This window comes from Clostridium sp. MB05 (assembly GCF_046581255.1).
Lineage (GTDB): Bacteria > Bacillota > Clostridia > Clostridiales > Clostridiaceae > Clostridium.
In genome coordinates, this window is record NZ_CP174370.1 from 2056211 (window position 1) to 2082875 (window position 26665).

The following is a 26665-nucleotide window of genomic DNA, read 5'->3' on the forward strand; positions in this document are numbered from 1 at the left end:
ATAATACAATAAAAGAAATATTTTACAACTCTGAAACAACTAATATAAGGTTTTGATAAATGACTGAAGTAAAGTATTGTTAGGGAGTTGATTAATAAAATGCAAAAAAGAAGAAGAGGGTTTAAAATATATTTAGTAGTATTTCTAATGTTGATAATTTGTTTTGTAATAATTGAAAGTAAGAATTCAAATGCTGAAAAGGTAGAATTGAATAAGAGTGATAAATTAGATTCAACAGAGACTATGACAAATACTATAAATCAAAATATAAACTCTCAAAACTTAATTTTAGTTAATAAAAATAATCCAATAAAATCAAACTATGAACCTAATGACTTAGTAGTTCCATCAATTAGATTTCAAAGAGTAGGAGATGGTATGGTCAAGTATGTAAGAACTGATGCTACAATAGCTTTAGAAAAGTTATTTAAAGCTGCAAAAAAAGATGGTATAAATTTACTTGCAATATCAGGATATAGGTCGTATGCTTATCAAGAAACTGTATATAAAAATGAAGTTAATAATGTTGGGGAAACACAAGCTAATAGATACGTGGCAAAACCAGGGGAAAGTGAACATCAGACAGGTTTAGCAATGGATGTATTAGCTGATGAATATAGAACATTAGATGAAGGCTTTGAAAATACAGAATCATTTAGGTGGTTACAAAATAATATGAGTAAATTTGGATTTATATTAAGGTTTCCAAAAGGAAAAGAAAATATTACAGGATATGCTTATGAACCATGGCATATAAGATATGTTGGGGAAGAAGCATCAACAGAAATAATGAAAAAAGGGTTAACCTTAGAAGAATACATTAATAAAAATTAATAGGTGAATTATATGAAGTTTTGGAAAAAGATATTTTTATATTCCGTAACATTAACAATAATTTTAATAACAGGAATAGGAGTAATATTCATTGAGAAAATGCACTATTCTAATTTGGAGAGAACGATAACTGATGCTATAGAAAATCAACAGAACATAATTAACTCAATATATTTAAGTTACGATACTAATCCTTTAATAAATTTTGAAATGAGCGTTGACAATATTGAATTAATACTTAGAAACTATGTATATAGTAATGTATCCAATATTGAGAATATTCAAATATTTAGCCTTCAAAATGAGCTTATTACTTCTACAAGGGAATATAAACCTGAAGGAATTAATGAGTTATTAGAAAAAATAAATGGTTCAGAGAAGCTTTTTACCATAAGAGATGACAATGGTAAGAAGGTACTGTTAGTAGGGTCAGAGTTTAAAATACAAAATAATGACTATAAATTAGTACTAACAAAAGATATTAACTACTTATATAGAGAAAAGATAGAAAATTATAAATTATTCTTTATATTAAGTATTCTTATAAATATATTTTTAGTAATTGGAATGTATATAATATCTAAACGTGTTACTAAACCAATAGTAAAGCTAGCAGATTTATCAGTTAAAATATCTAATGGGAAATACGATAATAGAGCTGAAGATATAGGTAGAAAAGATGAGGTAGGAATCTTAGCTAAAAACTTTAATAATATGCTAGAATCCCTTCAATCAAAAATGAATGAGTTAGAAGATATGAACATTGAAAAAGAAAGGTTTATAAATAATTTAACTCATGAAATAAAAACACCAATAACTTCTATAATAGGATATTCAGATTTATTGTTAAAGGCAAATATTAATGATGAAATTAAGGAAAAAGCATTATCATATATAAATTCAGAAGGACGTAGATTAGAAAATTTAAGCTCTACATTAATTAAATTAACAAGAATTAAAAATGAAACTATAGAATTAGAAGAAGTTAATGTGAAAAATAGCATAGATCAAGCCATTAATGCATTAAGAAATAAGTTAGAAAGTAAAAATATTCATTTGAAAGTAAATGTAGATATTAAGGAAAGCTATATTATTGCAGAAAAACAATTAACGGTTGTATTAATAAAAAATATTTTAGAAAATGCTATCAAAGCTTCTAAATATAATGATAATATTGATATTTTAATTTTAAAAAAACAAGAAGAATATTCTGAGGTGAAAATAAAGGATTATGGAAGTGGAATTCCGAAAGAAGACTTAGAAAAAATATTAGAACCTTTTTACATGGTGGATAAAGCAAGAGATAGATCACAAAATGGTATGGGATTGGGACTTTCTATTTGTAGTGAAATCTGTAACCTATTTAATATCAAACTAAGAATTGATAGTAAGGAAGAAATAGGAACAGAGGTTATTTTAACATTTAATAATATATAAGGAGGATGAACATGAGTTATATAAAAAATTTAACATGCTTTTTATTAATACTATTTGTCTCCTCTTTTAATGGTTGTAGCAAGCAATTAAAATATGTTGAAGGAAATATATATTCTGAAAGTGATTTAACAAATTATCAAAATAAGAATTTAGAAAAAAAGCAAGAAGAATTTCTTACAAGGGAAGAGGCTATAAAATATGCACAAAATGTTTTTGAAGAGGGATTTAATGAAAAAATTATAAGAGATGAATTAAGAGAAGCAATAAATTTGTCAAAAAATAATGGAGATTTTTATTGGAGTATTAATTGGAAAAATATAAAAAATAATATAGTAATTTCACAATACAATATTATAATTAATTCAAATACAAAAAAAGTTGAAAATGCATGGGTAATTATAGTAAATAAAGAGATGGAAGAGTATTATAATCGGGGGTTAGATAAAGAAGCAGAGCAAGAAGATTTAAATAGTTTTATAGAAATAGCAACACCAATGATGAAAAAGATGAATATAGACCCGTCAGATTATGTAGTTAATGGGTTTTATAAAGGTAATAGAGGCATATTATTATTAAAATCAGATACTGGATATTATGAGTTTGTAGTTGACATGGACTCTAAAAAGTTAATATCATTTAATACATAGGGAGGTACAAGATTAAATGTATATATTAATAGTAGAAGATGATGTTGCTATTAGAGATTTAATTGCAATAAATTTAGAGATGATAGGGCATAAAGTTGCTGTTGCTGGAGATGGAAATGAAGGAAAAAGATTATTTCAGTTAGAAGAAATTGATTTAGTATTATTAGATGTTATGCTTCCAGGTGTCAACGGGTTTGATTTAATAGAAACCATTAAGAAAAAAGATGTTCCAGTAATTTTTATAACAGCTAAAGACTCTGTTATGGATAAAGTTAAAGGATTAAGACTAGGGGCAGATGACTATATAGTTAAACCTTTTGAAATTATAGAATTAATAGCAAGAATAGAAGCAGTTGCAAGAAGATATGAAAAGAATGAGACAGTAATAAATTTCAAACATCTTGAAATAGATACTAATAAAAGAGTTGTAAAGAAGAATAATGAAATTGTGGACTTAACTTTAAAAGAATATGAATTATTAATGATGTTTATGCAAAATAAAAATATTGCCCTATCTAGAGAGCAGTTATTAGAACAGGTATGGGGATTTGACTATATTGGTGAGACAAGAACTGTCGATATCCATGTACAAAGATTAAGAGAAAAATTGATGCTAAAAGATTACATTAAAACTGTATTTAAAATAGGCTATAGGCTAGAAGACTAAATGAAAAATAGCTTTTATTATAGATTAATCAATCTTTATGTTGGCCTTATGCATCCTTAGGGATAGTGAATAGAATTTATTATATGAGTTTAAGAGGCTAAAGCACTAATCTTGAAAGATTGGTGCTTTTTCTGTGATATAATAAAATTTAATAAGTAAACTACAAAAAGGAGAGAGTGAGTGTGGATTTTTTAAAGGTAGAAAAAGATAAAAAATATTTTAAAGATGTAAAGATTACAAGGATTAATGATAACAAAATAAATATTAGTTGGAAGTCAGAAAAAGAACTTAAGCAGGTTGAAATTTACTGGAATAGAACTCCAGAGATAAATGGGATTGAAGAATATATTACAACAGTAGAAGAAAAATACGAAGTTATTTTTGATGATCCAGATACTACAAGAAGAAATTATTTTATTTTAAAAGCTGAGGGATATTTTTCAGAAATAGTTGCGGAAGTATTAGTACCATTTAATGGTACTAGTAACTTTCGTGATATAGGAGGATATAAAACAAAGGATGGTAGAAGGGTTAAATGGAATATTTTTTATCGTTCTGATGAATTAGCTGGGTTAACAGAAGAAGATATAGAATATCTAAAAAGTTTAGGTATAAAAACAATTTTGGATTATCGTTCAAAGGGTGAAGTTAATGCAAAACCAGATCCATTAATTGAAGGAATTGGAAATATAAATATTTCTGGAATAAAATCTTTTGATAATAGTGATGTTAATTTTGATATGTTTTCCTTAATGAAGGAAAGTAAAAGCTTAAAAGCATTAGGTAATCTAGAGGATCTTCTTAAAAAGTGTTATCTAGAGATGCTATTTGATAACAAAGCCTTTAAAAAGCTTATGGAGTGTATTGAATGTCCAGATAAAATGCCAATAGTTCAGCATTGCACAGCTGGTAAAGATAGGACAGGTATAGGTTCTGCATTAGTATTACTAGCATTAGGAGTACCAGAGGAAACTGTTATAGAAGACTATTTATTAACTAATGTATATCGCTCAAATATGAATGAAGCATTATTTAAATCTCTTGGCAATTTGTTAACGGATGAAGACAGCAAAGAGATTTTCAAAGTCTTTATGGAGGTAAGAAAAGAATATATAGAAAGTGCTTTAAATGCAATCAAAGAAAGATACGGCTCTATTGATGAATATTTAGAAAAAGAATATGGCTTTAATAAAGAAAAGAGAGCTAGATTACAGCAAGATTATTTGTGGTAGCTTTAGGCGTGTTATCCAATGAATTAGAATTATGTAGAGTGAACCGTATCATAAGTAAATGAGGTTTTTACTAAAATTGGATTACTAAAAATAGATCTTTTAGGCTACATTCTGGCTATTAGTTTAGCTTCATTTAAGTTAAATAATTAATTATAGAGTGTAGCCTTCTTGAATTATATTTAGTTAAAAAGAAAAATAATAATTACTCCCTAATTAAAATAGAAATTTTTATAACAAAGTTTTCATATCCAGTTACCGATAATTCGTCTAAAATGACATCTTCAAAAAAATAGTCATCTAAAAGTAATTTATTTTCACTAGCAAATCTAAGCATTTTTAAATAGGTTTCTTCTATTGAGTTATAACCAGTTGTATGGTAAGAAGTTAAATAGCTACCTTCCCCTTTTGAATAGATATTAGCGTCTAGCAATGGTGATAAAATTTTTGTATAAAAAAAGCTATATGAATTATAATCGCTTTTATATATACTTTGGAGATTGATTATTTGTCCTACAGAGAAGGGAGAAGTAATATTGTTCTCAGTACAACGTTTCATATGATTTGCAAAAGATACAGCTATACTTCGTTCATCTGTATTGGGAAGTGCATTTGTAAGAAACAGTAATTCCTTCTTTTCTTTTGATATAAAAATTTTTTCTGTATTTATATTAAATAGAGATTGTGTACTTTTTATTTTTTGTGAAATTAGTTCTCTTATAGCAACAAGTTTATTGATTTCTTTATCAATTTTTTCATTCTGTGTATTTAAAAGAGATATTAGTTCTTCTGGTTTTCTTATGTCTAAATATGCTTTAATTTCTTTTAATGACATTCCTAATTCTTTTAGTGAAGATATAACAAAGAATGGTTCAACTTGAAAAGCAGAATAGTATCTATACTCATTTTCTCCTTTTAATTCAGGGGAAAATATTCCTAATTTATCATAGTGGAAAAGTGTATGTTTTGAAACACCAACAATTTTTGCAAATTCACCAGTTGTAAAATAAACTTGTTTATTTTCATTCATAATGAAACCTCCTATTGACTATCGTGTAACACTATACTTTATTATAAGGAGTATGAATTTAGACTTCAAGGGAAAGTATAAATTATAATTTTATGAAATGGAGATAGAAAAAATGAACAAGGTAAATGAAAGTACTTTTAGATATTATGGAGAATTTGAGAAGCAGAAAGCAGTTATGCTTTGTTGGCCTGCAGATGCGTATCCAACAAAAGGATATAATGTTCATGATGTTTTTGTAGAGGTTATAAAGAACCTTATTGATGAAGTTGAAGTGTTTGTAAATTGTGGTGTAGAGGGATCAATTACAACTTGTAAAGAAAAACTAGTAAATTCAGGAATGGATATAACTAAAATTCGTTTTACACAATATGAAGATAGAATCAGCTGGGCTCGTGATTATGGTGCAGATATCCTTATAGATGAGGAAGGTAATATGCGTCTTATAAACTTTAAATTCAATACTTATGGAGAAGAAGAAGGAACTGATGAAATTTCAATTGCTTCGGCTAAGATAGCAGCACATCAATCAATTGATCTTGGTTGTTTTGATATTATAAATTCTAACCTTATTTCTGAGGGTGGTGATAAAGAGTTTAATGGTAATGGAGTACTTATTACTATTGAAGATACTGAGGTAACAAAGCGTAATCCACTATACTCTAAACAACAAGTTGAAGATGAATTTAAACAATTATTTAATGTTGAAAAGGTAATTTGGGTTCCACATCCTACTTTTGATGATGAAAATAGATTTGAAGGAGTGTTAGATGTAGTAGATGGAGAGAATGTATATCGTTCTGCATCAGCAAATGGGCATATTGATGAAATGTGCCGATTTGTAAGTGAAAATACTATTTTACTTGCAGAGATAAGTGATGAAGAAGCAAATACATTAAACTCTGCTAAAATTACAAAAGAAAGATTAGATAAAGCATATGAAATTTTAAAAAATGCTACAGATATTAATGGAAATCCATTTAAAATATTACGTATGCCTTGCCCAGATCCAATATATATAACAGCAGAATCTGGAGATATATTAAATGAGACTTGGAACTACCTTTGGAATCATCAAAAGTCTTTAGGATTAGTTGGAGATACATTAAAAGATGGTTCTCAATTCCCAACTGGAAAAATTAAAATGCAAACAGCACTTAGTTATTGTAATTTCCTTATTGTAAATGGTATTGTTTTAGGTCAGAGTTATTGGAAAGAAGGACTTCCATTATCAATAAAGGAAAAAGATGAACAAGCAAAAAAAGTTTTAGAAAGTATTTTTCCTGATAGAAAAGTAATTACTATAAACACAACAGCACTTAATATTTTAGGGGGGGGTATTCATTGTATTACAAAGAATATTGCTCATTCAAATGGTAAGTAGGTCAGTATTAGAAGTTTAGTTATAAGATAATGTTATAATAAATTTTTCTGCTTTGTTTGGTTCAATATGTTTATTAGCTTATATCAACATAAACCTCACTTTCAAATGATACTGAGAACCGTACCATAAGTAACGTAGACTTTCTTCTAAAAGCATTAATATGATAAGTGTTAATGAAATTTAGGTTTTGTAAAATTAAAACACATAAATGTCAACCATATTGGAAAATAAAGTAATAGTGTTTTTTAAAAATGATATAATATTAAGTGGGGATATTTTAATAATTAATATTGGGAGGAGATATTTATGAATAAGTTACTTGAGGTAGGAATGTCTAAAGAATGGTTTGAAAAAGAAGGGCTAAAGGAAGAACCTGCCATTTGGGAGGATGGAATTAGGATTGATACTAGTTCAGGTAAGTTTGAATGGTGGTATTTTGATGCTCACTTAGATGATGGGACAACTGTTGTAGCTATATTTTTTACAAAGTCATATGCAAATATAAAGGTACCATTAACACCACTTGTAAAGCTTAGCATAACAACACCGGAGGGAAAAACTTACTTAAAATTAGTAGAATTTCCTAAAGAGGACTTTTCTGCATCAGATAAGCAATGTGATGTCAAGGTAGCTAATAATTGGGTTAAAGGAGACTTGAAAACTTATAATTTACATGTAGATTTTGAAGATATATCTGCAGATTTACAATTTAATCGTGTTGTTCCTTCTTGGAGACCTGGAGTAGGAAAGGCCTTTTTTGGAGAAGAAAAAAAGGACTTCTTTGCTTGGTTTGTACCAATACCATATGGAACAGTAAATGGTAAAATTAAATTTGAAGGAAAGGAACGTGAAGTAGCAGGAAGAGGGTATCATGACCATAACTGGGGTAACGTACCACTAACTAAGATTATTAATCATTGGTATTGGGGAAGATTAGATATAGGAGATTACAAAGCAATATTTTTTGAAATGGTAGCTGATAAAAAATATGGATCTGAAAGAGTTAATTTATTTATGTTTGCAAAGGGAGATAAAATTTTAACAGGTGATGGAAGTAAACTTACTTTAGAAAAAAGTAACTATATTACCCATCCAGGTGGTAAACAATATCCTAAGGAATTGAATTTTAATTGGGAAGATGAGAAGGATAATATAAAAATTAGTATATCTAATCCTGAGCTAATAGAGGATAGAAGTTTATTAAGTGGGTTGCCATTTTTGAAAAGAAAAATTTCAGGGATGATAGTTAATCCATATTATTTTAGGTTTAATGGTGAAACAGAAATTAATATAAATTATAAGAATATAAATGAGACAATAAAAGACAAATCATTATATGAAATAATGATGTTAAAATAAAATATTTAAATAATGAATTTGAAAATTTTTACTAAATTTGGCTTATGGTATGATTCTAATATAGATTTAATATAATCTATAAAAACTTGACAATAAACTTTTAATTGTCAAGTTTTTTTGAGTTCATAAGAAGATAAATTATTACAAATAATTAAATAGAAGGAGATATTAATGATGAAAAAGAAGGTAGCATTTGTATGTGTTCATAATTCATGTAGATCACAAATAGCAGAAGCATTAGGTAAATTATACGGAAGTGAGGTTTTTGAAAGTTATTCAGCAGGAACTGAAACTAAACCTCAAATTAATCAAGATGCAGTAAGAATAATAAAAGATTTATATAAAGTAGATATGAATGAAACTCAAAAATCTAAATTGCTTACTGATATACCAAAGGCAGATATTGTTATAAAAATGGGATGTAATGTTGTATGTCCTGTTTTACTAGCTAATCATATTGAAGATTGGGGATTAGAAGATCCTACTGGTAAGTCTGATGAAGAATTTATTAAAGTTGCAAAAATTATAGAAGAAAAAGTGAAAGATTTAGCAAGAAGAATTAAAGATAATGAAATATAGGAGGAGCCATGTGAGAAGAAAATATATGTTATAATCAATATTATAGTGGTAAAATTGTACACAGAATTATTTTTTATATAATAGGGATGTTGTAAGTGACTCTTGAATTTAAAAATATATGTACAGAATATATTACTGTTTCAGTATTGGCTAATCAAAATTGCAATGTTTGGGCAATACACAGAGAAATGCAAACAGAAATATATAATAGGTTTTATATGTAAGTTATAACTAATATGGGTGCCATTAAAGAGAGGTTTATTATGGAAAAATATTTTTCAATAGGAGAGATATCTAAACTATCTAACTTGTCTGTTCAAACATTAAGACATTATGATAAATTGGGGATTTTAAAACCAAGTTTAGTTAAGGATAATGGATACAGATACTATTCTTTAGAACAATTTTATAAATTAGATTTTATAATATTTTATAGAAAATTAGGATTATCTCTTTCAGAAATAAAAGAAATTATATCAAACAAAGTTAATATAGAAGACTCACTTGGACTCTTACAAAATCAAGAATATGAAATAGATAGACAGATTAAGGAGTTGCAAAAGCAAAGAAACTTAATTCAAAAGAAAAGCCAATACATAAAGTCTATGCTTACGAAATCTTTAGGAGCAGCATTTCTAAATGAAAAACCTAAAAAGAAAATTGCTAAGGTAAATATGGCTAATAAAGATTTAGAAGATGCAGAAATAAATTTTAGAAAAGCCTTAAATAAACTTCCTAAGCTAAATGACCTTTTGACTTTGGAAGTTCTATATGAAATAAACTATGAAGAGTTTAATAGAAAAGAAGAGGCAAAATATAATATTTATTTTAATATTACGGATAACGATATAGAAGAAGATGAAAAGATTAAGATTTGTGAACTTAAAGAAGGATTATATGCATCTATCCTTTATATTGACTATTATAGTAACCACGAAAAATATGTAAAACAACTTTTTAAATTTATTGAGGATGAAAATTTAAGAGTTGAAGGAACTTTGTATGAAAGCTATATAGCTTCAGAGTTCTGTGATGATAAAGAGAAATGTTTTATGGAATTATTTATAAAGGTTGCAAATTAAAATTTTCTTGACTCTACAATAGTTGTAGAGTATATAATTCTTCTCTGTAAGGAGAGGATTGTATTGATGAGAAAATTTTTTAACTATGTAATTCCAGCTGTAATTGGAATGTTAGTTACGTCATTATACATTGTTGTAGATGGAATGTTTGTTGGTAAAGGGGTTGGAAGTAATGCACTAGCAGCAGTAAATATAGCATTCCCACCAAACCTGATAGCTACAGCATTAGGGCTAATAATTTCTGTTGGTGGATCAACATTAGTTGCGATGAACTTAGGAGCTGGTAAAAAACAGGAGGCTATAAATAAATTTAATGAATCTATTTTATTCTTAATTATAGTGGCAATCGTAATATTTATAGTAGGTGTATTTTTTTCAAAACCTATAGCCTATGTCTTGGGAGCACCGGATTCTTTAATAGAGGATGTGTATAATTATATAAGGTTTTGTTTCATATTTTCTGTACCTTTAGTTTTAAGCCAGGGGTTAAACTGTTTTTTAAGAAATGATGGTGCACCAAGACTTGCTATGTTTGCAATGATAGCAGGAGCATTAACTAACATATTGCTAGATTATATATTTATTTTTATATTTAAGTGGGGCGTTATAGGAGCTGCTATTGCTACAGGGTTAGGTGAGCTTGTAAGCATGGCCATAGCAATTGTTTACTTTCTAAGTGGAAAAGGAGTCCTCCGTTTTAAAAGATGCAAAATATCCTTTAAAGCAATTAAGGATATAACAATAATAGGATTTCCAGCATTCTTAACAGAGTGTACCATAGCAGTTGTAACAATGGCTTTTAATATGGTAATTTTAAAGAGAATTGGGGAAAATGGTGCTGCAACCTATAGCATAATAAACTATATATTAACAGTTATAAATATGATAATTGTAGGTATATCCCAAGGGATGCAACCGCTATTAAGCTTTTATCACGGGGCTGGAGAAGAGGAAAAAGTTAAATACTATTATTCATTAGCTATAAAAAGTGCGCTTGTAGCAGCCTTTGTTAATTATTTTATTTTCCTCATATTTGGAAAATGGATAATATCATTTTTTACTACCAATATCGATTTGATAGAAACAACATATAATGCAATTAAAATATTTAGCCTAGGAACTTTCTTTGCTGGTATTAATATAGTTAAAGCATCCTATTTTCAAAGTATCGAAATGTGCAAAATTTCAACTACTATATGCGTATTTAGAGGATTTCTGGCTACTCAAATTTCTTTACTAATATTGCCAAGAATAATAGGAGATAACGGCATATGGCTTAGTAATTTAGGTGGAGAATTATTAGTGTTCTTAGTAGTAATGATTAGCCATATGAATTATAAGAGGGAGTTTAATTCAGTGATTAATAAATAATATTATTCTGTGATGAATTTACAATAATGAAAGTTAACAATATTTATTAGGAACCGTACCATAAATAAATTAGGCTTTATTTTAAAGTATTGAGTCAATATGATTTTTATCATATTGGCTCATTTTTATTTATGAAACAAGATTGAGGTTTTATGTAGTATGTAGAGTTGATAAAATATATATAGAAAAAAAGATTGGATGAATTATTTATGACAAGAGATATTTTTAATGTATAGCATAGGCTATTGCATTATTATAAAAATATGATTAAATAGCCTTTGCAAACCCTAAAAATTGAATGACTAGGAGGAGAAAAATGAGCTATTAAAAAAAATATCAATGGGAACTAGTTTCTGAAAATTTATCGATAGTAAAAAGAAATTCTCCTAAATGTAATGAAAAAGCACATTATATAAATATTGAAAAATTTAGAGTAAATGCAAATAAAAATAAAGCTGAAGTTATTTTAGAAGATTTAAATTATAAATTAATCCAAAAGAAATTAGAAGCATATTATATAAATGAAAATGAACTTGTTATTGAAATTCTTTGTGAGTATCCAATAGAAATGCAAGGATATATGAAGATTATTTAAAAGGAATGTCTTTCAGAGAGATATTATTTGTCACCCTATAGTCAATGAGCGGATTTAACTCGAAAAAGATATTTTAATAATCAAGTAGAAAGTTAATTTTATAGATTTATGGAAATATCTGGCATGCTAGGTGTGATATTATCTTTAATATAGATAAAGGAAGTGGATATAATGAATGAACCATTATTTCAAGCGAGCAATCTTATTTACAAGTCTAATTTAACTTATGATAATGTAAGAATTGAAAAAGGTAAAATCAATTTTATTGTTGGTGAGAGCGGAAGTGGTAAAAGTACTTTTTTAAAACTGTTGAACAATTCCATAAGTCCAATATCAGGAGAGTTGCTGTATAATGGTAAAGCAATTGAGGAATATGACCCCATTGTTTTAAGGCGTAATGTAAGCTTGGTTTCACAGGAACCATTTCTTTTTGATGAGAGCATTTTAGATAATTTTAAAACCTTTTATTCACTACGACATGAACCTATTCCTACAATTGATTATGTACGTTACATTACCGAACTTTGCTTAGTAAACGTTCCTTTAGAGCAAAATGCAACTACCCTTTCTGGCGGTGAACGTCTAAGAGTTTATATATCTATTTTTTTATCATTATGCCCAGAAGTTATATTATTAGATGAACCAACTTCAGCCTTAGATGAAGAGAATAGCCATAGAGTAATGGAGAATATAATAAAATTTTGTAAAGAAAAGAATATTGATATGGTAATAGTAAGCCACAATAAAAGTATTGTTGATGATTTCTGTGAGAATAAAATTGAAATAGTTAAGGGGGACAAACTGTGGAAGGAGTAGCTAAACTTGGTATTTTTCAGTTTTCACTTATTTATTTACTGCTAATTATAGTGTTATTTATAATGAAAAAATCAAAAATTAATCAAACAAAACTTCTTTTAATTGCAAGTTTAAGAATGTCAGTTCAACTTGTGATTGTAGGTTATATACTTCAATATATGTTTAGTAATCCCAAACCTATATTTACTGTAATTTTTCTAGTAGGCATGATTACATTTTCTATTAATAGAGTAATTAGAAGTAGAAAAGACTTAAACAATTATTTTAAACTTGCAATAGGAATTTCTTTAACATTTGCAGGGCTTTTTATTCTATTTTTCTTTGTTGGTATAGTAGTGAAAAAATCTATATTTGATCCTCAATATACCATACCTTTAGCAGGTATGATAATTGGTAATGCCATGACTGGAATAAACATTGGGATAAAAACTTTCATGGATTCCATAAACAAAGAAAAAAATAAAATTAACACATTGCTTAATTTAGGTGTTGACCCTAAAGATATTTTAAAGCCTTTTGCTAACAATGCTTTAGAAACTGCATTAATTCCTACATTAAATTCCATGGTTGGAATGGGGATAATCTTTTTACCTGGAATGATGACTGGACAAATATTATCTGGTACAGTACCTACTACAGCTATTATGTACCAAATAGCTATTATGATTGCAATCTGTACCTCTGTTTGCCTAACTGTCTTTTTATCTTTAAATTTAGGATATAAATCTTTATATAATAATAGAAAACAATTTCTATAAAATTAAAATAAGATTATGGAGAAAACAATAAAATTTTTCCATAATCTTTTTTATAATAATAAAACTTGGGTAAATAAATGGTAAACATGTTATAATTATATATAATAATATTTATTTAATAATAATTATTTTTAATAATATGTTATTGCTATAATTACTTTAATTTTAAAAATGGATCTAGATGCTTATATATATTAAGCAATTATAATTTAAATTACAAAGAGATTTTACTTTAAATATATCTAGTATAATAAGTTCCTATAAGTAGAAACTAAAAGTGGGACGTTATTATAGAATTGGATATTTAAAAAGACTATATATAAAAACTAAAATAAGCAAAGGAGATATTATGACAGAAGAAAGGAAAATAATAGGAACAGGTTTTAAATTAGATAATAGTTATGCTGGTCTTCCAGAAATATTTTTTACTGAACAGAATCCAAGTCATGTGCCATCACCAAAATTGGTTGCACTTAATTATTCTTTAATAACATCATTAGGACTAGATTCAAAGTTTCTACAAAGCAATGAAGGATTAGAGATATTTGCTGGAAATAAGATTCCAGAAGGTTCCATGCCACTTGCTCAAGCCTATGCAGGACATCAATTTGGACATTTTACTATGTTAGGTGATGGTAGAGCTGTGTTAATAGGAGAACATATAACTCCTAATGGTGAGAGAGTTGACATTCAACTTAAAGGTTCGGGTAGAACTCCATATTCAAGAGGCGGAGACGGTAAAGCTGCATTAGGACCAATGCTAAGAGAATATATTATAAGTGAAGCAATGAATGCTTTTGGAATTCCTACAACTCGTAGTTTGGCTGTTGTTACAACGGGTGAGCCAATAATACGTGAAAGCTATTTACCTGGTGCAATACTGACTCGTGTGGCCTCAAGTCATATACGTGTAGGAACATTTCAATTTGCTTCAAGATTTGGAAATGTTCATGAGCTTAAAGAATTAGCTGACTACACTATAAATAGACATTTTCCAAATGTAGATGATAAAGAAAATAAATATCTTTCTTTACTACAAGAGGTAATAAAAAGACAGGCTGAGCTTATAGCAAAATGGCAACTTGTTGGTTTTATACATGGGGTCATGAATACTGATAACATGGCAATTAGTGGAGAAACTATTGATTACGGACCTTGTGCCTTTATGGATATATATGATCCTGCAACTGTATTTAGCTCTATTGATACTCAAGGTCGATATGCTTATGAAAACCAACCTAAACTGGCTGCGTGGAATCTTGCAAGATTTGCTGAAACACTAATACCACTTCTCCATACTAATCAAGATGAAGCTGTGGAATTAGCACAAAATGCAGTTTCAGATTTTGATGAGATATATAAAGCAAATTGGCTTTCTGGAATGAGAGCTAAGCTTGGGATATTTAACGAAGAATTAGAAGATGAAGCATTAATAAGAGACCTTTTAATAATTATGTATCAGCATAGTGAAGACTATACAAATACATTCCGTGAATTAACAATTGATAATATAGAAGATACTAAAATGTTTAAAACAGAAGAATTTAAAAAATGGTATAAAATATGGCAAGAAAGACTAACAAGACAACCTGAGTCAAAAGATGCATCAAAACAACTTATGCAAAGTTCTAATCCAGTAGTAATTCCACGTAATCATAGAGTAGAAGAGGCATTAGAAGCGGCAGTGAAGAATGGTGACTATAGCGTAATGGATAAACTTCTAGAGGCTCTTTCATCACCATATGATTACTCTAAAGATTATGAATACTATTCTACATTGCCTGAACCATCAAAACGTCCATATAGAACATTTTGTGGAACTTAATTTTTATTATACAACTTTGAGTATAATCTAATGTGACAACAGTTTAGCTAAAGTGAATTTAATAATGAGATAATTGGATAGTAGGTAGAGTTAATTTTACACAAGTTTACCTACTGTCCATGATTTTTCAATTGTGAGGAATAGCTAAAGATAGATTCTACTGCTATTTTATATTGTTAACATCCTTTAAAATTTTTTCAAGCTTTTCCACTGATACAATTCTCTCATTACACTTTGCACTATCTAAACATATATCAAAGCCTATTGACTTATAGTTACCTTCCTTAGAATTAGCTGTTTTACAGATAGCTGAAACAAAGGCTACTTCATTTTTTTCGCCTACATGATTACAAAGTGTACATATATGAGCATTATTGGAACTATAATTTGGAATTCTACATGCCATACCTATGAGTTTACCATTCATATTGTAAACTACAAATAATTTTCTAATAGATTCATCAATCCAACCTAAATACACATTCTTTGAATCTTGTGCATTTGAGGTTGGTAATTTAAATTTCTTTTCCTTTTTAAACAATTTATTAATTTGCTCATTTGTAATGTTTGTCATTCCATATACATATTCATTCAAATCAGATAAATACTTATCAATTTGCAAGTGGTCATTTATTCTAGTAATATCAAGTATTTCTTTTTCTTCTTTAGATAAACTTGTAAAAATACGCAATATTTTTTCCTGTATATATGCTTTAGTTGCTTCAATAATATTAACATCTATACAACCTCTAAAAGCATTATTTAAATCATTTAAACATTTTTTTATATAATTATATTCATGTTTTTTTATAAAAGCATTCATAAAATCTAACACCTCTTTTCTAATATATGTTGTTTTATTATTTATGTAAGCAGCTTTACTTACAGTTTTATTTTACAATCAGCAAACTAAAAAAGATGATTATTATTACTCCAATTGAAAGTAAAAATAATCATCCTGATTTAAAACATACTACATACTCATAATCACTTTACTTTTGAACCTTGTTTAAATTAGAAATGATAATTCTCATTGGATTGCCATGATGAAATCATATCATAGTTTAAAATAAGCATTCAATCTAACAAATAATTCTGTAATGATTATGAGCATAAAAGTTTTTCTTGACTTATTATTCTTCTTATACTTTTTTCTGATAGATAATACTCTTTAGTTAGTTCATTAATAGTAGTCCCAGCAAGGTACTTTTTATAAATTTCATTATTTCTCACTTTAAGACTACTTTTTATACCACTCTTTTCTCCCCAGGCTTTATGATTATCATTTTTCCTTGGTACATAAAGATATTCTCCATCTACATATTCTTGTATTATTTTTACAATTTCCTCTGGTAACACATCTTGTGCTTTTATATATTTCATTTCCTTACTCCTCAACTATTATAATAGTATTAAAGCAAAGAATACTAGAAAGTTATGTGTTACAGAGCCTAAAACATGTTCGCACTTCAGCTAATTTAACAGCTTAGGCTCCAAACAAAGCATAGCTGACTTTGTTGTAGTCTTTGCAAGGAGCAAGCTGATTTAGAGCTGAATGTACCAATGACCTTCATAAAAACACCTCCAATACGTCACGCCTATTATAGCATAATTAACATTTAATTGAATATATGGATTGAAAATCTTTTTGTTCTAAATGAAAATATATTGAAAAAGTTATTAAATTAATATATTGACAAATAATAATCAGAGATATAGAATTAAGGTGTAAAATTTAATAGATCTTCAGGGCAGGGTGAAATTCCCTACCGGCGGTAAAGCCCGCGAGCCTTATGGCATGATTCGGTGAAATTCCGAGGCCGACAGTAAAGTCTGGATGGAAGAAGATGGAAATATGAAGGTATAGAAATCTAAGAATAGCTATATCCATTTGTGTATTATGCTCTGAAATATTATATATTTCAGAGCTTTTTTAATGTTTAGAAAATGTTATTATATAAGGATTTTAGCAATTCAATTTGGAAAAGTAGATTTATTTTATACTTTCCTTACCTTCGGTTTGTACGTGGATATGTGTAAGTTTGCGTTAACTTGGAGTGTAGAGACGGAATAAGTAAACTTACATATGTCCTATTTTTTAGATTACTATATTTAATTACATAACTATATCTATTTAAGTTATTGATTAATTAATAGATTTAATTAGTGATTTTTTATGTAGTTTATTATAGAAAAGCCCTGAGTCAAAAACTCAGGGCTTTTGTTTTTATATATGATTAAGATTTATTAAATTCAAATTATTATGATTGTGAGATGATGATATTGGATGAAAAGTATATGAGAATGGCTATTGAATTAGCAAAAAAAGGAGTAGGAAAAGTTAACCCTAATCCAATGGTTGGTGCGGTTATAGTAAAGGATGAAAAAGTAATAGGTGAAGGATACCATGAAGAATATGGGAAGGCCCATGCTGAGGTTAATGCCTTTAGTAGTTTAATAGAAGAATCAAAAGGTGCTACTCTTTATGTAACTTTAGAACCATGTTCACATTATGGTAAAACTCCACCTTGTGTAGATAAAATAATTGAAAATAAAATCGCTAAGGTAGTTGTTGGAGCTCTTGATCCAAATCCTTTAGTTGCAGGGAGAGGAATTAAAAAGCTAAAGGATGCAGGTATAGATGTTGTAACATCAGTTTTAGAGGAAGAATGTAAAAAAGTTAATGAAGTTTTTATGAAATATATCGTTGAAAAAAAACCTTTTGTGGTTTTAAAGACTGCTATGACTTTAGATGGAAAAATATCTACTTCATCAGGTGAATCAAAATGGATTACAAATGAGAAATCAAGAAAAGAAGTTCATAAATTAAGGAATAAGCTATCGGCCATTATGGTAGGCGTTAATACAGTTATTAAAGATAATCCTGAGTTAACTTGTAGGTTAGAAGGTGGAAGAAACCCAATAAGAATAATTGTAGATAGTGCACTTAGAATTCCTATGGAATCAAAGGTAGTGATTGATAAATTAGCTGGGACGATTGTTGCAACAACAGAATTAGCTAATAAAGATAGGGTATTGGACTTAAAAAAGCTAGGTGTAGAAGTAATAATAATTAAAGCTAAAAATGAAAGGGTAGATTTACAAAGTTTAATGGTAGAACTAGGTAAATTAAATATAGATAGCATTCTTTTAGAAGGAGGATCAACATTAAGCTTTTCAGCATTAGAAGATAAAATAGTAGATAAAATACAAGCTTATATAGCACCTAAGATTATAGGTGGAGAAAAATCAAAAACTCCTGTAGGAGGAAAAGGAATAGAAAAATTAAGTAATGCAATAATGCTAGAAAATATGAAAGTTATATCTGTTGGGAGAGATTTGCTAATTGAAGGTTATCTGAAGGGGGCTGAAAATAGGATGTTTACGGGAATTGTTGAAGAAATTGGAGTGATTCAAGGAATTAAAAATAGTGAAAAATCTTCAAAGATTGTAATCAAGGCAAATAAGGTCTTAGATAAAACAATATTAGGAGACAGTATATGCACAAATGGAGTTTGTCTTACTATAACAAACATAAGTGGAAATACATTTGAAGCTGATGTTATGGCTGAAACTCTTAGAAGAAGTAATCTTGGACAGCTTTCAATAGGAAGTAAGATCAATTTAGAAAGAGCTTTAAGTTTAGAAACTAGACTTGGAGGTCATATAGTAAGTGGCCATATAGATGGAACAGGAGAGATTATTTCTTTAGTTAAAGAAGATAATGCAACATGGGTAAGTATAAAAGCATCCTCAGAAATTTTGAAATATGTTGTTGAAAAAGGATCCATTGCAATAGATGGAATAAGCTTAACAGTTGCTTATGTTGATAATGAGGTATTTAAAGTATCTATAATACCTCATACAGGAGAGGAAACTATTTTATTAAAGAAAAAGCCAGGAGAAACAGTAAACCTTGAGTGTGATGTTATAGGGAAGTATGTTGAAAAACTTTTAGGTTTAAGAGTTAAGAATGAAGCAATGAAAAAAGAATCAATAAGTGAAACCTTTCTTAGAGAAAATGGATTTCTATAAAATTGGAGGAGAGAAGATGTTTAAGTTTAATACAATTGAAGAAGCTATAGAAGATATAAGAGAAGGTAAAATAATAGTTGTAATAGATGACCCTGACAGAGAAAATGAGGGCGATTTATTAATGGCAGCAGATATGGTTACAGGTGAAGCTATAAACTTTATGGCTAAATATGGGAGAGGCCTTATATGTATGCCTGTAAAAGCCAAAAGAATGAAAGAGTTAAATATTAATCCAATGGTTAATAATAATACAGATAATCATGGAACCGCCTTTACAGTAGCTATTGATCACATTGATACAACAACAGGAATATCAGCCTTTGAAAGAGCTTTAACTATTAAAAAGGTTTTAGAAGATAGCAAGCCAGAGGAATTTAGAAGACCAGGACATGTATTTCCATTAATAGCTAAAGATGGCGGAGTATTAGAAAGAATTGGCCATACTGAAGCTGCTGTAGACTTAGCTAAGCTTGCAGGATTAAAGCCAGCAGGAGTTATATGTGAAATTATGAATGAAGATGGAACTATGGCAAGAACACCAGAACTTATGGAATTTGCTAAAGCTCATAATTTAAAGATTATAACTATATCAGATTTAGTTGAGTATAGAAAAAGAGAAGAAGCAATGGAAGCTTCAGTTGAGAGAGTTGTTGAGATAAAAATGCCAACAAGATATGGGGATTTTAAAATGCTTGGATTTATAAATAAATTAAATGGAGAACATCATGTTGCATTAGTTAAAGGAGAAATAAATGAAGATATACCAATCTTAGCAAGAATTCACTCAGAATGTTTAACTGGAGATGCATTAGGATCTAAAAGGTGTGATTGTGGAGAGCAATATGATGCAGCTATGAAAAGAATTGCTGAAGAAGGTTCAGGAATATTACTTTATATGAGACAAGAAGGTAGAGGAATAGGGCTTATAAATAAGATGAGAGCTTATGCTCTTCAAGATCAAGGCTATGATACAGTAGAAGCTAATGTTATGCTTGGCTTTCCAGCAGATATGAGAAGCTACGATGTGGCAGCAGCAATATTAAAAGATTTAGGGGTTACAAAGTTAAGACTTATGACAAATAACCCAAGAAAAATAAATGGTTTATCAGAGTGTGGAATAGAAGTTGTAGATAGAGTTCCAATTCAGATGAATCATAATGAAAAAAATGAGTTCTATTTAAAAACTAAAAAAGAAAAATTAAATCATATGTTAAATTATTAAAATTAAAATAAATAATAAATTAGAATATTAGGAGGAAAAAAGAAATGAAGATAATAGAAGGAAATTTAGTAGCACAAGGGCTTAATGTTGGTATAGTAGTGGGAAGATTTAATGAATTTATAGTTTCAAAGTTATTAGGTGGAGCATTAGATGGATTAAAGAGACATGGAGTAGAGGAAAATAGTATAGACGTTGCTTGGGTACCAGGTGCATTTGAACTTCCTCTAGTAGCTAAGAAGATGGCTCAAAATAAAAGGTATGATGCTATAATATGTTTAGGAGCAGTAATAAAGGGCTCAACTCCTCATTTTGATTATGTATGCGCTGAAGCTTCAAAAGGAATTGCAACAGTTTCCTTACAAACTGAAAAGCCAGTAATATTTGGAGTCTTAACAACAGATACAATTGAGCAAGCTATTGAAAGAGCTGGAACTAAGGCAGGAAATAAGGGCTATGATGCAGCAGTAACAGCAATAGAAATGGCAAATCTTTTAAAGAACTTCTAAGATTATGAATAAAGTTAAAAATATTATATTTGATTATGATGGAACATTACACAATAGTATAAAAATCTATGGACCAGCATTTAGAAAAGCTTATAAGTACTTAGTTGAAGGAGGTTATGCTGAAGAGAAAACCTGGCAGGACTATGAGATAAGCAAATGGTTAGGATATAGTGCAAAGGATATGTGGAATAGCTTTATGCCAAACCTTCCAGAACAAGAAAAGCAAAAATGCAGTTCTATAATAGGCTCAGCTATGGTTCAATATTTAGAAGAAGGTAAGGCAGAACTGTATGATGGTGCTATAGAGGTACTTAAAAGTTTAAAAGATAGTGAATTTAATTTAATATTTTTAAGTAATTGTAAAATTCAATATATGAACAAGCATATGAAAATATTTAAGTTAGAAGACTATTTTACAGATTTTTATTGTACTGAACAGTTTGACTTTGCACCAAAACATAAAATATTTAATTTTATAAAAGAAAAGTATGTTGGAGACTTTGTAGTTGTTGGAGATAGATTTGTTGATATTGAAATTGCAAAAATTAATAGCTTATATTCAGTAGGATGTGAGTATGGATTTGGTAATAAAGATGAACTTAAGGAAGCTAGCTTAATAGCAAAAAATATTAAAGATATTAAAGAATTAATAATGAGCATTAGCTAATTTAAGATATATTATAGAGGTAGTAGATTTAAATTTATATGATCTACTACCTCTTTTTTGAGTGTATAGTAAAGTAGCATATACCATACACTGATAATTGGAAATGAATCAAGTAAGTGCCTGTTTTTTTATATTTATGCTAATAAATCTTAGGTAAATAAATGGTAAATATGTTACAATTAACATATTAAATATTTCTTCGGAGGGAATGTATTATGACTAAAGTTTCTTTGTTTTTTGGAGCAGGTGCTGAATGTTCATACGGATTGCCATCAGGTGGAAAGTTTGCACTTGATATTTTTAGAATGAATACTAGTGATGATAAGATTATTTTAAAAGAACAATTAAATAACGTTGATAAACAATCAAATTATGCAAGATGGTTACCAGAAGGCTTTGATAATAAAAAATTAACTGCTTTTACTAAAACACAATATGAATCAATAGTAAAAGGTAGTTTAGAAAACAAAAGAAACAATATATTAGATTACTTAAATAATTTTGATGAGAAGGTTGGTGTTATATCACAAAGATTATATGATAATGGAACTGATATAGATAAAGTATTTTTAGAGATAACAGGTTTAGAATTAGGCTCATATAATTACTCTCATATAATAAAGTTAAATCCATTACTAGGAGGAGATAACTCACTTTTTGGAAGTAACTATTTTTCTGGATTTTTAAAATTATTAGAAATAGAGAATGTTAGCTATAAATTTAAGTTAAGCATAAGAAATATAACAAGAGCAATACTTGAATTATTAATAGGATCATTAGGTGAAGATTTAATACATAGATTAAATGATGGAATTTTTTATGATAGTCCAGAAAGCATAGATTTATTTGATGATCTTGGAGCAATCTTTACATTAGATTATACAAATACAGGGATGAAGGGATTAGAGCTATTAATAGAAAATGAAGATTTAGATATACAAGAAAATTATAGTAATGAAGAGAAAATAACTAGATTTGGATTACAAATATTAGAGGATATATATTCAAGAGCATTAGATTATCAAACATTAATTGATTCTAACTGGAGATATATTTATAGTCCTAAAACTGATTGGGAAAATTTAACAAAATAGTTATATTTTTATATACAGTAAAAAGGTATATCGAATCAATAGCAAAAAGCAATACAGAAAAGATAAAAGAGGGTAATGGATATTATCATGATGTTTTATATCTAAAAGAATTTGCAGATATAAATGCAATAGGGACAACAAACTATAACTCATTCATAGAAGATATAATAAAAGAAGAAGTTTATTACTTAAATGGATCTATAAATGATTACTATGACCCATATTTAAATAAAATAATATCATTTGATGAAAATAAAGATAAAAAACATATAATAGTCCCCTTCTTATTTACTCAAAGTGGTATAAAGCCATTGACATCAGTTAAGATGTCTAAAAGATATGTAGATATGTTTAATAAATTTAAAGAATCAGATATTATTTGTGTATGTGGATTTGCCTTTAACTGCGATGATGGACATATTAATGGCTTATTTAGAGAATTAATTGAAGATTACAATAAAACTATATGTATCATTCACTACGTAGATGGAGGCTGCTTTAACTTAAGAAAATCAATAAATGATTATAAAGAAAAATTAAGACTAGACAATACATCAAACTTAAGAATTATAGCAGTAGATAGAAATAGAAATGAAATTGGTAGTGATGAGAAGTGGTTTGAGGCTTTAATTAATAGAGATGAGATTTAGAATAATGTATATAGAACCGTATCATAAGTAAATGAGGTTTATAGCCCTAACCATTGAAATGACTTGGTTAAGGCTCTTTTTTTATCTAAAAATAGTGTATCATAAGTAAGGTTATATTTACAAAATATGTTATAATAAATTTAAAGTGAAAGGTAAAGAGGAATTTATCGATTTGAAAGAAAGGGGAATACCATGGAAAAGAAACTTACTCTTGAATTAAAATTATACAAAGAAGAATTTGATTTTCTTCATAAAAAGATTGGCGAATTAGAATGGGAAATTGCTACAATATTTTATGGGCGAAAAGCTGTTACTAGATCGTAAATTGAGGCATTAGAAGATCGGCTTGAAAATTATAGAGCTAATATTGGAATGTTAGTAGAAAAGATCAGAAATGAAGTAAGAGAAGCTAACAAATCCAAATAGCATGATAAATTCCAATTTATAGGGATGATTAGATATACTAGATAATGTGTAGAATATAGAATTCATCAACTATAACTTTTAATGTAGTTGCGGGGGTTTTATTTGTATTATTTACGAAATAGTTAAAGTAATATATAATTACTTGAATAAATTGCTATATAAATAAAAAATTAGTTTAACTTTACAAAATATAGGAGAGAGAAAATGTGGTCTGAAAAAAGAGGTATTGAAAGTTTTTTATTTTTTGCTATATTTCCGATAGTGATAAATGTAGCTACTAATGTTGCATATTTTATAAGTGGAGGCTCATATGAAACTCTAAAGGCTGTTAATGAGTTTAATTCTTTTACTCTATTTTGCATTTTAATATGCTGCCTTTTTAATTTTTTTGAAAGGGGTAGGAAGCTTTCAGAAGATGAGAAGAAAGAGCTTAATAAAAAAAAGTATGGTATGAAGCTATTAAATATATTTTTTATTGGATATATAATATTTACAATTATTATTGTAAAAAATATCAGTATAATTATTTCAGCATTAATTATATATGTTGGATATATAAACTTGTATATGTTCAAAAGTAAGATCAGGACAGTTGCTATACTTTCTGAAACTCAAAAGAATTGGAGAAAAGCTTATAATAAACATTCTTATGAGGATAGCAGTTTATTATGGAAGATTAAACCTATGCTAGTACCTCATGTATCAGTAAGTTTTACTGAAAGAATTAAGCATATTAATTGGATTGGACTTATATTTATATTACCGTTCTTAGGTGACTTTAGGTTAGTGTATATTCCTATGATGGTTATTGCTTTTATTTTTATTATTTCAGATACATTATATTTTGTAGATGCTATTTTGGGACTATATACAGAGACTGAAGGAATATGTACAGGGATTGTAATGAAAGAAGGAAACAGAGGGAGAAGTATATATTACGAAGTATATGTTACTGATTTTTCAAATAAAAGAGAAATTAAATTTAGAGTGTATGATTATTGTAACTATAATGAATATGATGTTGTTAAGCTTACGCATGGAGGACTTTCTAAGAAAGTTATAGAAACAAAGATAGTAAGTAAGTATTTTATGTAAAAAATAAAACCTCACTTACTATCTATACGGAGAAGCATACCATAAGTAAGTCGCTAAATCGCCGAAATAAGGTTATTAAATATTTACTTGATTCAATTCTTGATTATTTGTCCTTATATACTTTGCATAATATTATTAAGGAAAGAGAAAGTATAACGATAATATTACATGTTATACATAAAAAGTTTTTTATGAGAGTGGGTAGGGGGTAAGAGAAAAGATGTCAGGTAAATTTAAAAAGATAATTTTAGCTTCTGCTATAATGTGTCTATCAATGATGGTAGGGTGTGAAGCAGTTAGTAGGAATTTAGTTAAGGATTATGATGGTTATTATGATGCTGTAAAAAATCAGTTATACAATTATGAAAGTGAAATAGTTGTTGATGTGAAAAACTATGATGAAAATATATTTAACGGAGCTGTTATAAATGATATTTTAGAAGATCATTTAGAGCTTTCAGGTAATTTTGATAATACAAAAGTTAAGACAATCGATTTAAAATTATTTGTAAGAGTAATATTAGAGCCAGAATATTATGAGAGCAAAGAGGTATTAGTTAACAAGAATAATAAGATTAATAAAAAAGTAGAAGAAATCCTAAGTACAGTAACAAGAGCAGAAATGAAGGATTACGAAAAAGAAAGAGCTCTTCATGATTATTTAATTAATAATTGTAAGTATGATGAAAGAATTTTTTCAGAAGATATGCCAAAGGAATCATATACAGCTTATGGAGCTCTAATAGATGGTATAGCAGTTTGTCAGGGATATGCTGTTGCTATGGACAAGTTATTAAAAGCAGCAGAGATAGAAACAATGACTATACTTGGAGAGGCACGTAATAAGGATGGCTATATAAGTCATGCATGGAATTTAGTAAAACTTGGCGGAGAGTATTATCATTTAGATGCAACTTGGGATGATCCTGTAATGGATGATGGAAGTAACAAACTTAGATATTCATATTTTAATATTACAGATGAACAAATAAAAGATACCCATAAATGGGATGAAAGCAATTATCCAAAAGCAACTAGAACAGAATATAGTTTTGATAATTTAAACTTAGTAGAGAAAGATTTAAATGGAGATAATATAGTGGTAGTTAAAGATAAAAATGAATTCTCCAACTATATAAAAGAAGATTTTTTAAGTAATATAAGCGGTAAAACATATAAGATTCTTTATTTTAAAGGTGGGCAAACAGATATAGAAGATTCTATACAGCAGGCTTTTACAAGCGGAATAAATATAGAGCAGTGTCGATACACACTTGAAATTGATGAAGTAACAAAAGCTGCATATGTATCACTAAGTTTTAATTAAGATTATGACAATATTTTAGAAACCAAGAAAACT

The 26665-nt window shown here is 28.2% G+C and carries 25 protein-coding genes, 2 pseudogenes and 1 riboswitch; of the genes and pseudogenes, 24 read left to right on the forward strand and 3 right to left on the reverse strand.

All coding sequences use genetic code 11. The annotated features are described in order from the left end of the window. Window positions 1-99 precede the first annotated feature (99 nt). From ACH36K_RS09630 to ACH36K_RS09650, 5 genes are all read left to right on the forward strand, one after another. Window positions 100-834, forward strand: a complete 735-nt coding sequence (locus ACH36K_RS09630) for a M15 family metallopeptidase (protein ID WP_411167420.1) — start codon at window positions 100-102, stop codon at window positions 832-834. 12 nt (window positions 835-846) lie between these two features. Next, complete coding sequence (locus ACH36K_RS09635; RefSeq protein WP_411167421.1) at window positions 847-2271, forward strand: sensor histidine kinase; 1425 nt, start codon at window positions 847-849, stop codon at window positions 2269-2271. A gap of 11 nt (window positions 2272-2282) precedes the next feature. Beyond that, window positions 2283-2918, forward strand: a complete 636-nt coding sequence (locus ACH36K_RS09640; RefSeq protein WP_411167422.1) for a hypothetical protein — start codon at window positions 2283-2285, stop codon at window positions 2916-2918. 16 nt (window positions 2919-2934) lie between these two features. Then, window positions 2935-3585 carry a response regulator transcription factor gene (locus tag ACH36K_RS09645; RefSeq protein ID WP_411167423.1) on the forward strand — a complete coding sequence of 217 codons (651 nt, stop codon included), beginning with the start codon at window positions 2935-2937 and terminating at the stop codon, window positions 3583-3585. Between the two features lie 182 nt (window positions 3586-3767). Continuing rightward, window positions 3768-4817: a tyrosine-protein phosphatase gene (locus tag ACH36K_RS09650; protein ID WP_411167424.1), complete on the forward strand. Its 1050-nt coding sequence runs from the start codon at window positions 3768-3770 to the stop codon at window positions 4815-4817. 202 nt (window positions 4818-5019) lie between these two features. On the opposite strand, the gene ACH36K_RS09655 is transcribed toward ACH36K_RS09650, so the two are convergent. After that, on the reverse strand, window positions 5020-5844 hold the full coding sequence (locus ACH36K_RS09655; RefSeq protein ID WP_411167425.1) for a MerR family transcriptional regulator: 825 nt from the start codon (window positions 5842-5844) through the stop codon (window positions 5020-5022). Between the two features lie 112 nt (window positions 5845-5956). Here ACH36K_RS09655 and ACH36K_RS09660 point away from each other — a divergent pair, with 112 nt between their 5' ends. The 9 genes from ACH36K_RS09660 (at window position 5957) to ACH36K_RS09700 (ending at window position 15610) form a co-directional block, all read left to right on the forward strand. Next, a complete protein-coding gene (locus ACH36K_RS09660) occupies window positions 5957-7225 on the forward strand; it encodes an agmatine/peptidylarginine deiminase (protein WP_411167426.1) in 1269 nt (422 codons plus the stop codon). 306 nt (window positions 7226-7531) lie between these two features. Next, a complete protein-coding gene (locus ACH36K_RS09665; protein ID WP_411167427.1) occupies window positions 7532-8584 on the forward strand; it encodes a lipocalin-like domain-containing protein in 1053 nt (350 codons plus the stop codon). A 174-nt stretch (window positions 8585-8758) separates the two neighbouring features. Continuing rightward, entirely contained in the window at window positions 8759-9163 is a 405-nt protein-coding gene (locus ACH36K_RS09670) for an arsenate reductase ArsC (protein ID WP_411170682.1), read from the forward strand. 95 nt (window positions 9164-9258) lie between these two features. Next, complete coding sequence (locus ACH36K_RS09675; protein ID WP_411167428.1) at window positions 9259-9387, forward strand: hypothetical protein; 129 nt, start codon at window positions 9259-9261, stop codon at window positions 9385-9387. Window positions 9388-9426: 39 nt separating this feature from the next. Further along, window positions 9427-10245: a MerR family transcriptional regulator gene (locus ACH36K_RS09680; RefSeq protein ID WP_411167429.1), complete on the forward strand. Its 819-nt coding sequence runs from the start codon at window positions 9427-9429 to the stop codon at window positions 10243-10245. Between the two features lie 66 nt (window positions 10246-10311). Then, window positions 10312-11616 (forward strand): MATE family efflux transporter, encoded by a 1305-nt coding sequence (locus ACH36K_RS09685; RefSeq protein WP_411170683.1) that lies wholly within the window; start codon window positions 10312-10314, stop codon window positions 11614-11616. Window positions 11617-12382: 766 nt separating this feature from the next. Then, entirely contained in the window at window positions 12383-13027 is a 645-nt protein-coding gene (locus tag ACH36K_RS09690) for an ATP-binding cassette domain-containing protein (protein WP_411167430.1), read from the forward strand. Then, a complete protein-coding gene (locus tag ACH36K_RS09695) occupies window positions 13015-13785 on the forward strand; it encodes an ABC transporter permease (RefSeq protein WP_411167431.1) in 771 nt (256 codons plus the stop codon). The genes ACH36K_RS09690 and ACH36K_RS09695 overlap by 13 nt, the downstream gene beginning before the upstream one ends. Before the next feature lie 349 nt (window positions 13786-14134). Further along, window positions 14135-15610, forward strand: coding sequence for a protein adenylyltransferase SelO (locus ACH36K_RS09700; RefSeq protein WP_411167432.1), 1476 nt, complete (start codon window positions 14135-14137; stop codon window positions 15608-15610). A gap of 163 nt (window positions 15611-15773) precedes the next feature. Here ACH36K_RS09700 and ACH36K_RS09705 read toward each other — a convergent pair whose 3' ends face one another. Next, complete coding sequence (locus ACH36K_RS09705) at window positions 15774-16433, reverse strand: FusB/FusC family EF-G-binding protein (protein ID WP_411167433.1); 660 nt, start codon at window positions 16431-16433, stop codon at window positions 15774-15776. Between the two features lie 281 nt (window positions 16434-16714). Then, window positions 16715-16993 (reverse strand): CD3324 family protein, encoded by a 279-nt coding sequence (locus ACH36K_RS09710; RefSeq protein WP_411167434.1) that lies wholly within the window; start codon window positions 16991-16993, stop codon window positions 16715-16717. Window positions 16994-17348: 355 nt separating this feature from the next. Next, window positions 17349-17463: riboswitch (FMN riboswitch) on the forward strand. A 430-nt stretch (window positions 17464-17893) separates the two neighbouring features. On the opposite strand from ACH36K_RS09710, the pseudogene ribD reads away from it, so the two are divergent. The 10 genes and pseudogenes from ribD to ACH36K_RS09760 form a co-directional block, all read left to right on the forward strand. Then, window positions 17894-18970: pseudogene (gene ribD, locus ACH36K_RS09715) on the forward strand (bifunctional diaminohydroxyphosphoribosylaminopyrimidine deaminase/5-amino-6-(5-phosphoribosylamino)uracil reductase RibD); the annotation flags it as partial. A gap of 30 nt (window positions 18971-19000) precedes the next feature. Then, window positions 19001-19645: pseudogene (locus ACH36K_RS09720) on the forward strand (riboflavin synthase); the annotation flags it as partial. A gap of 16 nt (window positions 19646-19661) precedes the next feature. After that, window positions 19662-20867 carry a bifunctional 3,4-dihydroxy-2-butanone-4-phosphate synthase/GTP cyclohydrolase II gene (locus ACH36K_RS09725; RefSeq protein ID WP_411167435.1) on the forward strand — a complete coding sequence of 402 codons (1206 nt, stop codon included), beginning with the start codon at window positions 19662-19664 and terminating at the stop codon, window positions 20865-20867. Window positions 20868-20911: 44 nt separating this feature from the next. Next, the gene (ribE, locus tag ACH36K_RS09730; RefSeq protein ID WP_411167436.1) at window positions 20912-21373 is read left to right on the forward strand and encodes a 6,7-dimethyl-8-ribityllumazine synthase; all 462 of its coding nucleotides are present in this window, start codon (window positions 20912-20914) and stop codon (window positions 21371-21373) included. Between the two features lie 4 nt (window positions 21374-21377). Then, on the forward strand, window positions 21378-22040 hold the full coding sequence (locus tag ACH36K_RS09735) for an HAD family hydrolase (protein ID WP_411167437.1): 663 nt from the start codon (window positions 21378-21380) through the stop codon (window positions 22038-22040). Between the two features lie 215 nt (window positions 22041-22255). Further along, window positions 22256-23134, forward strand: coding sequence for a hypothetical protein (locus ACH36K_RS09740; RefSeq protein WP_411167438.1), 879 nt, complete (start codon window positions 22256-22258; stop codon window positions 23132-23134). Next, complete coding sequence (locus ACH36K_RS09745; RefSeq protein ID WP_411167439.1) at window positions 23113-23784, forward strand: hypothetical protein; 672 nt, start codon at window positions 23113-23115, stop codon at window positions 23782-23784. The genes ACH36K_RS09740 and ACH36K_RS09745 overlap by 22 nt, the downstream gene beginning before the upstream one ends. A gap of 192 nt (window positions 23785-23976) precedes the next feature. Continuing rightward, entirely contained in the window at window positions 23977-24108 is a 132-nt protein-coding gene (locus ACH36K_RS09750; RefSeq protein ID WP_411167440.1) for a hypothetical protein, read from the forward strand. A gap of 306 nt (window positions 24109-24414) precedes the next feature. Beyond that, complete coding sequence (locus ACH36K_RS09755) at window positions 24415-25305, forward strand: hypothetical protein (protein ID WP_411167441.1); 891 nt, start codon at window positions 24415-24417, stop codon at window positions 25303-25305. A 220-nt stretch (window positions 25306-25525) separates the two neighbouring features. After that, complete coding sequence (locus ACH36K_RS09760) at window positions 25526-26632, forward strand: transglutaminase domain-containing protein (RefSeq protein WP_411167442.1); 1107 nt, start codon at window positions 25526-25528, stop codon at window positions 26630-26632. Window positions 26633-26665: the final 33 nt, after the last annotated feature.

What these genes read in the sequence shown, in the direction of transcription:
- ACH36K_RS09645 (WP_411167423.1), top strand. Translation starts at nt 2,935, where the DNA reads ATGTATATATTAATAGTAGAAGATGATGTTGCTATTAGAGATTTAATT.
- ACH36K_RS09760 (WP_411167442.1), top strand. Translation starts at nt 25,526, where the DNA reads ATGTCAGGTAAATTTAAAAAGATAATTTTAGCTTCTGCTATAATGTGT.
- ACH36K_RS09635 (WP_411167421.1), top strand. Translation starts at nt 847, where the DNA reads ATGAAGTTTTGGAAAAAGATATTTTTATATTCCGTAACATTAACAATA.
- ACH36K_RS09640 (WP_411167422.1), top strand. Translation starts at nt 2,283, where the DNA reads ATGAGTTATATAAAAAATTTAACATGCTTTTTATTAATACTATTTGTC.
- ACH36K_RS09750 (WP_411167440.1), top strand. Translation starts at nt 23,977, where the DNA reads ATGGAAAAGAAACTTACTCTTGAATTAAAATTATACAAAGAAGAATTT.
- ACH36K_RS09725 (WP_411167435.1), top strand. Translation starts at nt 19,662, where the DNA reads ATGTTTAAGTTTAATACAATTGAAGAAGCTATAGAAGATATAAGAGAA.
- ACH36K_RS09710 (WP_411167434.1), bottom strand. Translation starts at nt 16,993, where the DNA reads ATGAAATATATAAAAGCACAAGATGTGTTACCAGAGGAAATTGTAAAA.
- ACH36K_RS09665 (WP_411167427.1), top strand. Translation starts at nt 7,532, where the DNA reads ATGAATAAGTTACTTGAGGTAGGAATGTCTAAAGAATGGTTTGAAAAA.
- ACH36K_RS09655 (WP_411167425.1), bottom strand. Translation starts at nt 5,844, where the DNA reads ATGAATGAAAATAAACAAGTTTATTTTACAACTGGTGAATTTGCAAAA.
- ACH36K_RS09740 (WP_411167438.1), top strand. Translation starts at nt 22,256, where the DNA reads ATGACTAAAGTTTCTTTGTTTTTTGGAGCAGGTGCTGAATGTTCATAC.
- ACH36K_RS09690 (WP_411167430.1), top strand. Translation starts at nt 12,383, where the DNA reads ATGAATGAACCATTATTTCAAGCGAGCAATCTTATTTACAAGTCTAAT.
- ACH36K_RS09705 (WP_411167433.1), bottom strand. Translation starts at nt 16,433, where the DNA reads ATGAATGCTTTTATAAAAAAACATGAATATAATTATATAAAAAAATGT.
- ACH36K_RS09700 (WP_411167432.1), top strand. Translation starts at nt 14,135, where the DNA reads ATGACAGAAGAAAGGAAAATAATAGGAACAGGTTTTAAATTAGATAAT.
- ACH36K_RS09735 (WP_411167437.1), top strand. Translation starts at nt 21,378, where the DNA reads ATGAATAAAGTTAAAAATATTATATTTGATTATGATGGAACATTACAC.
- ACH36K_RS09660 (WP_411167426.1), top strand. Translation starts at nt 5,957, where the DNA reads ATGAACAAGGTAAATGAAAGTACTTTTAGATATTATGGAGAATTTGAG.
- ACH36K_RS09670 (WP_411170682.1), top strand. Translation starts at nt 8,759, where the DNA reads ATGAAAAAGAAGGTAGCATTTGTATGTGTTCATAATTCATGTAGATCA.
- ACH36K_RS09755 (WP_411167441.1), top strand. Translation starts at nt 24,415, where the DNA reads ATGTGGTCTGAAAAAAGAGGTATTGAAAGTTTTTTATTTTTTGCTATA.
- ACH36K_RS09680 (WP_411167429.1), top strand. Translation starts at nt 9,427, where the DNA reads ATGGAAAAATATTTTTCAATAGGAGAGATATCTAAACTATCTAACTTG.
- ACH36K_RS09630 (WP_411167420.1), top strand. Translation starts at nt 100, where the DNA reads ATGCAAAAAAGAAGAAGAGGGTTTAAAATATATTTAGTAGTATTTCTA.
- ACH36K_RS09685 (WP_411170683.1), top strand. Translation starts at nt 10,312, where the DNA reads ATGAGAAAATTTTTTAACTATGTAATTCCAGCTGTAATTGGAATGTTA.
- ribE (WP_411167436.1), top strand. Translation starts at nt 20,912, where the DNA reads ATGAAGATAATAGAAGGAAATTTAGTAGCACAAGGGCTTAATGTTGGT.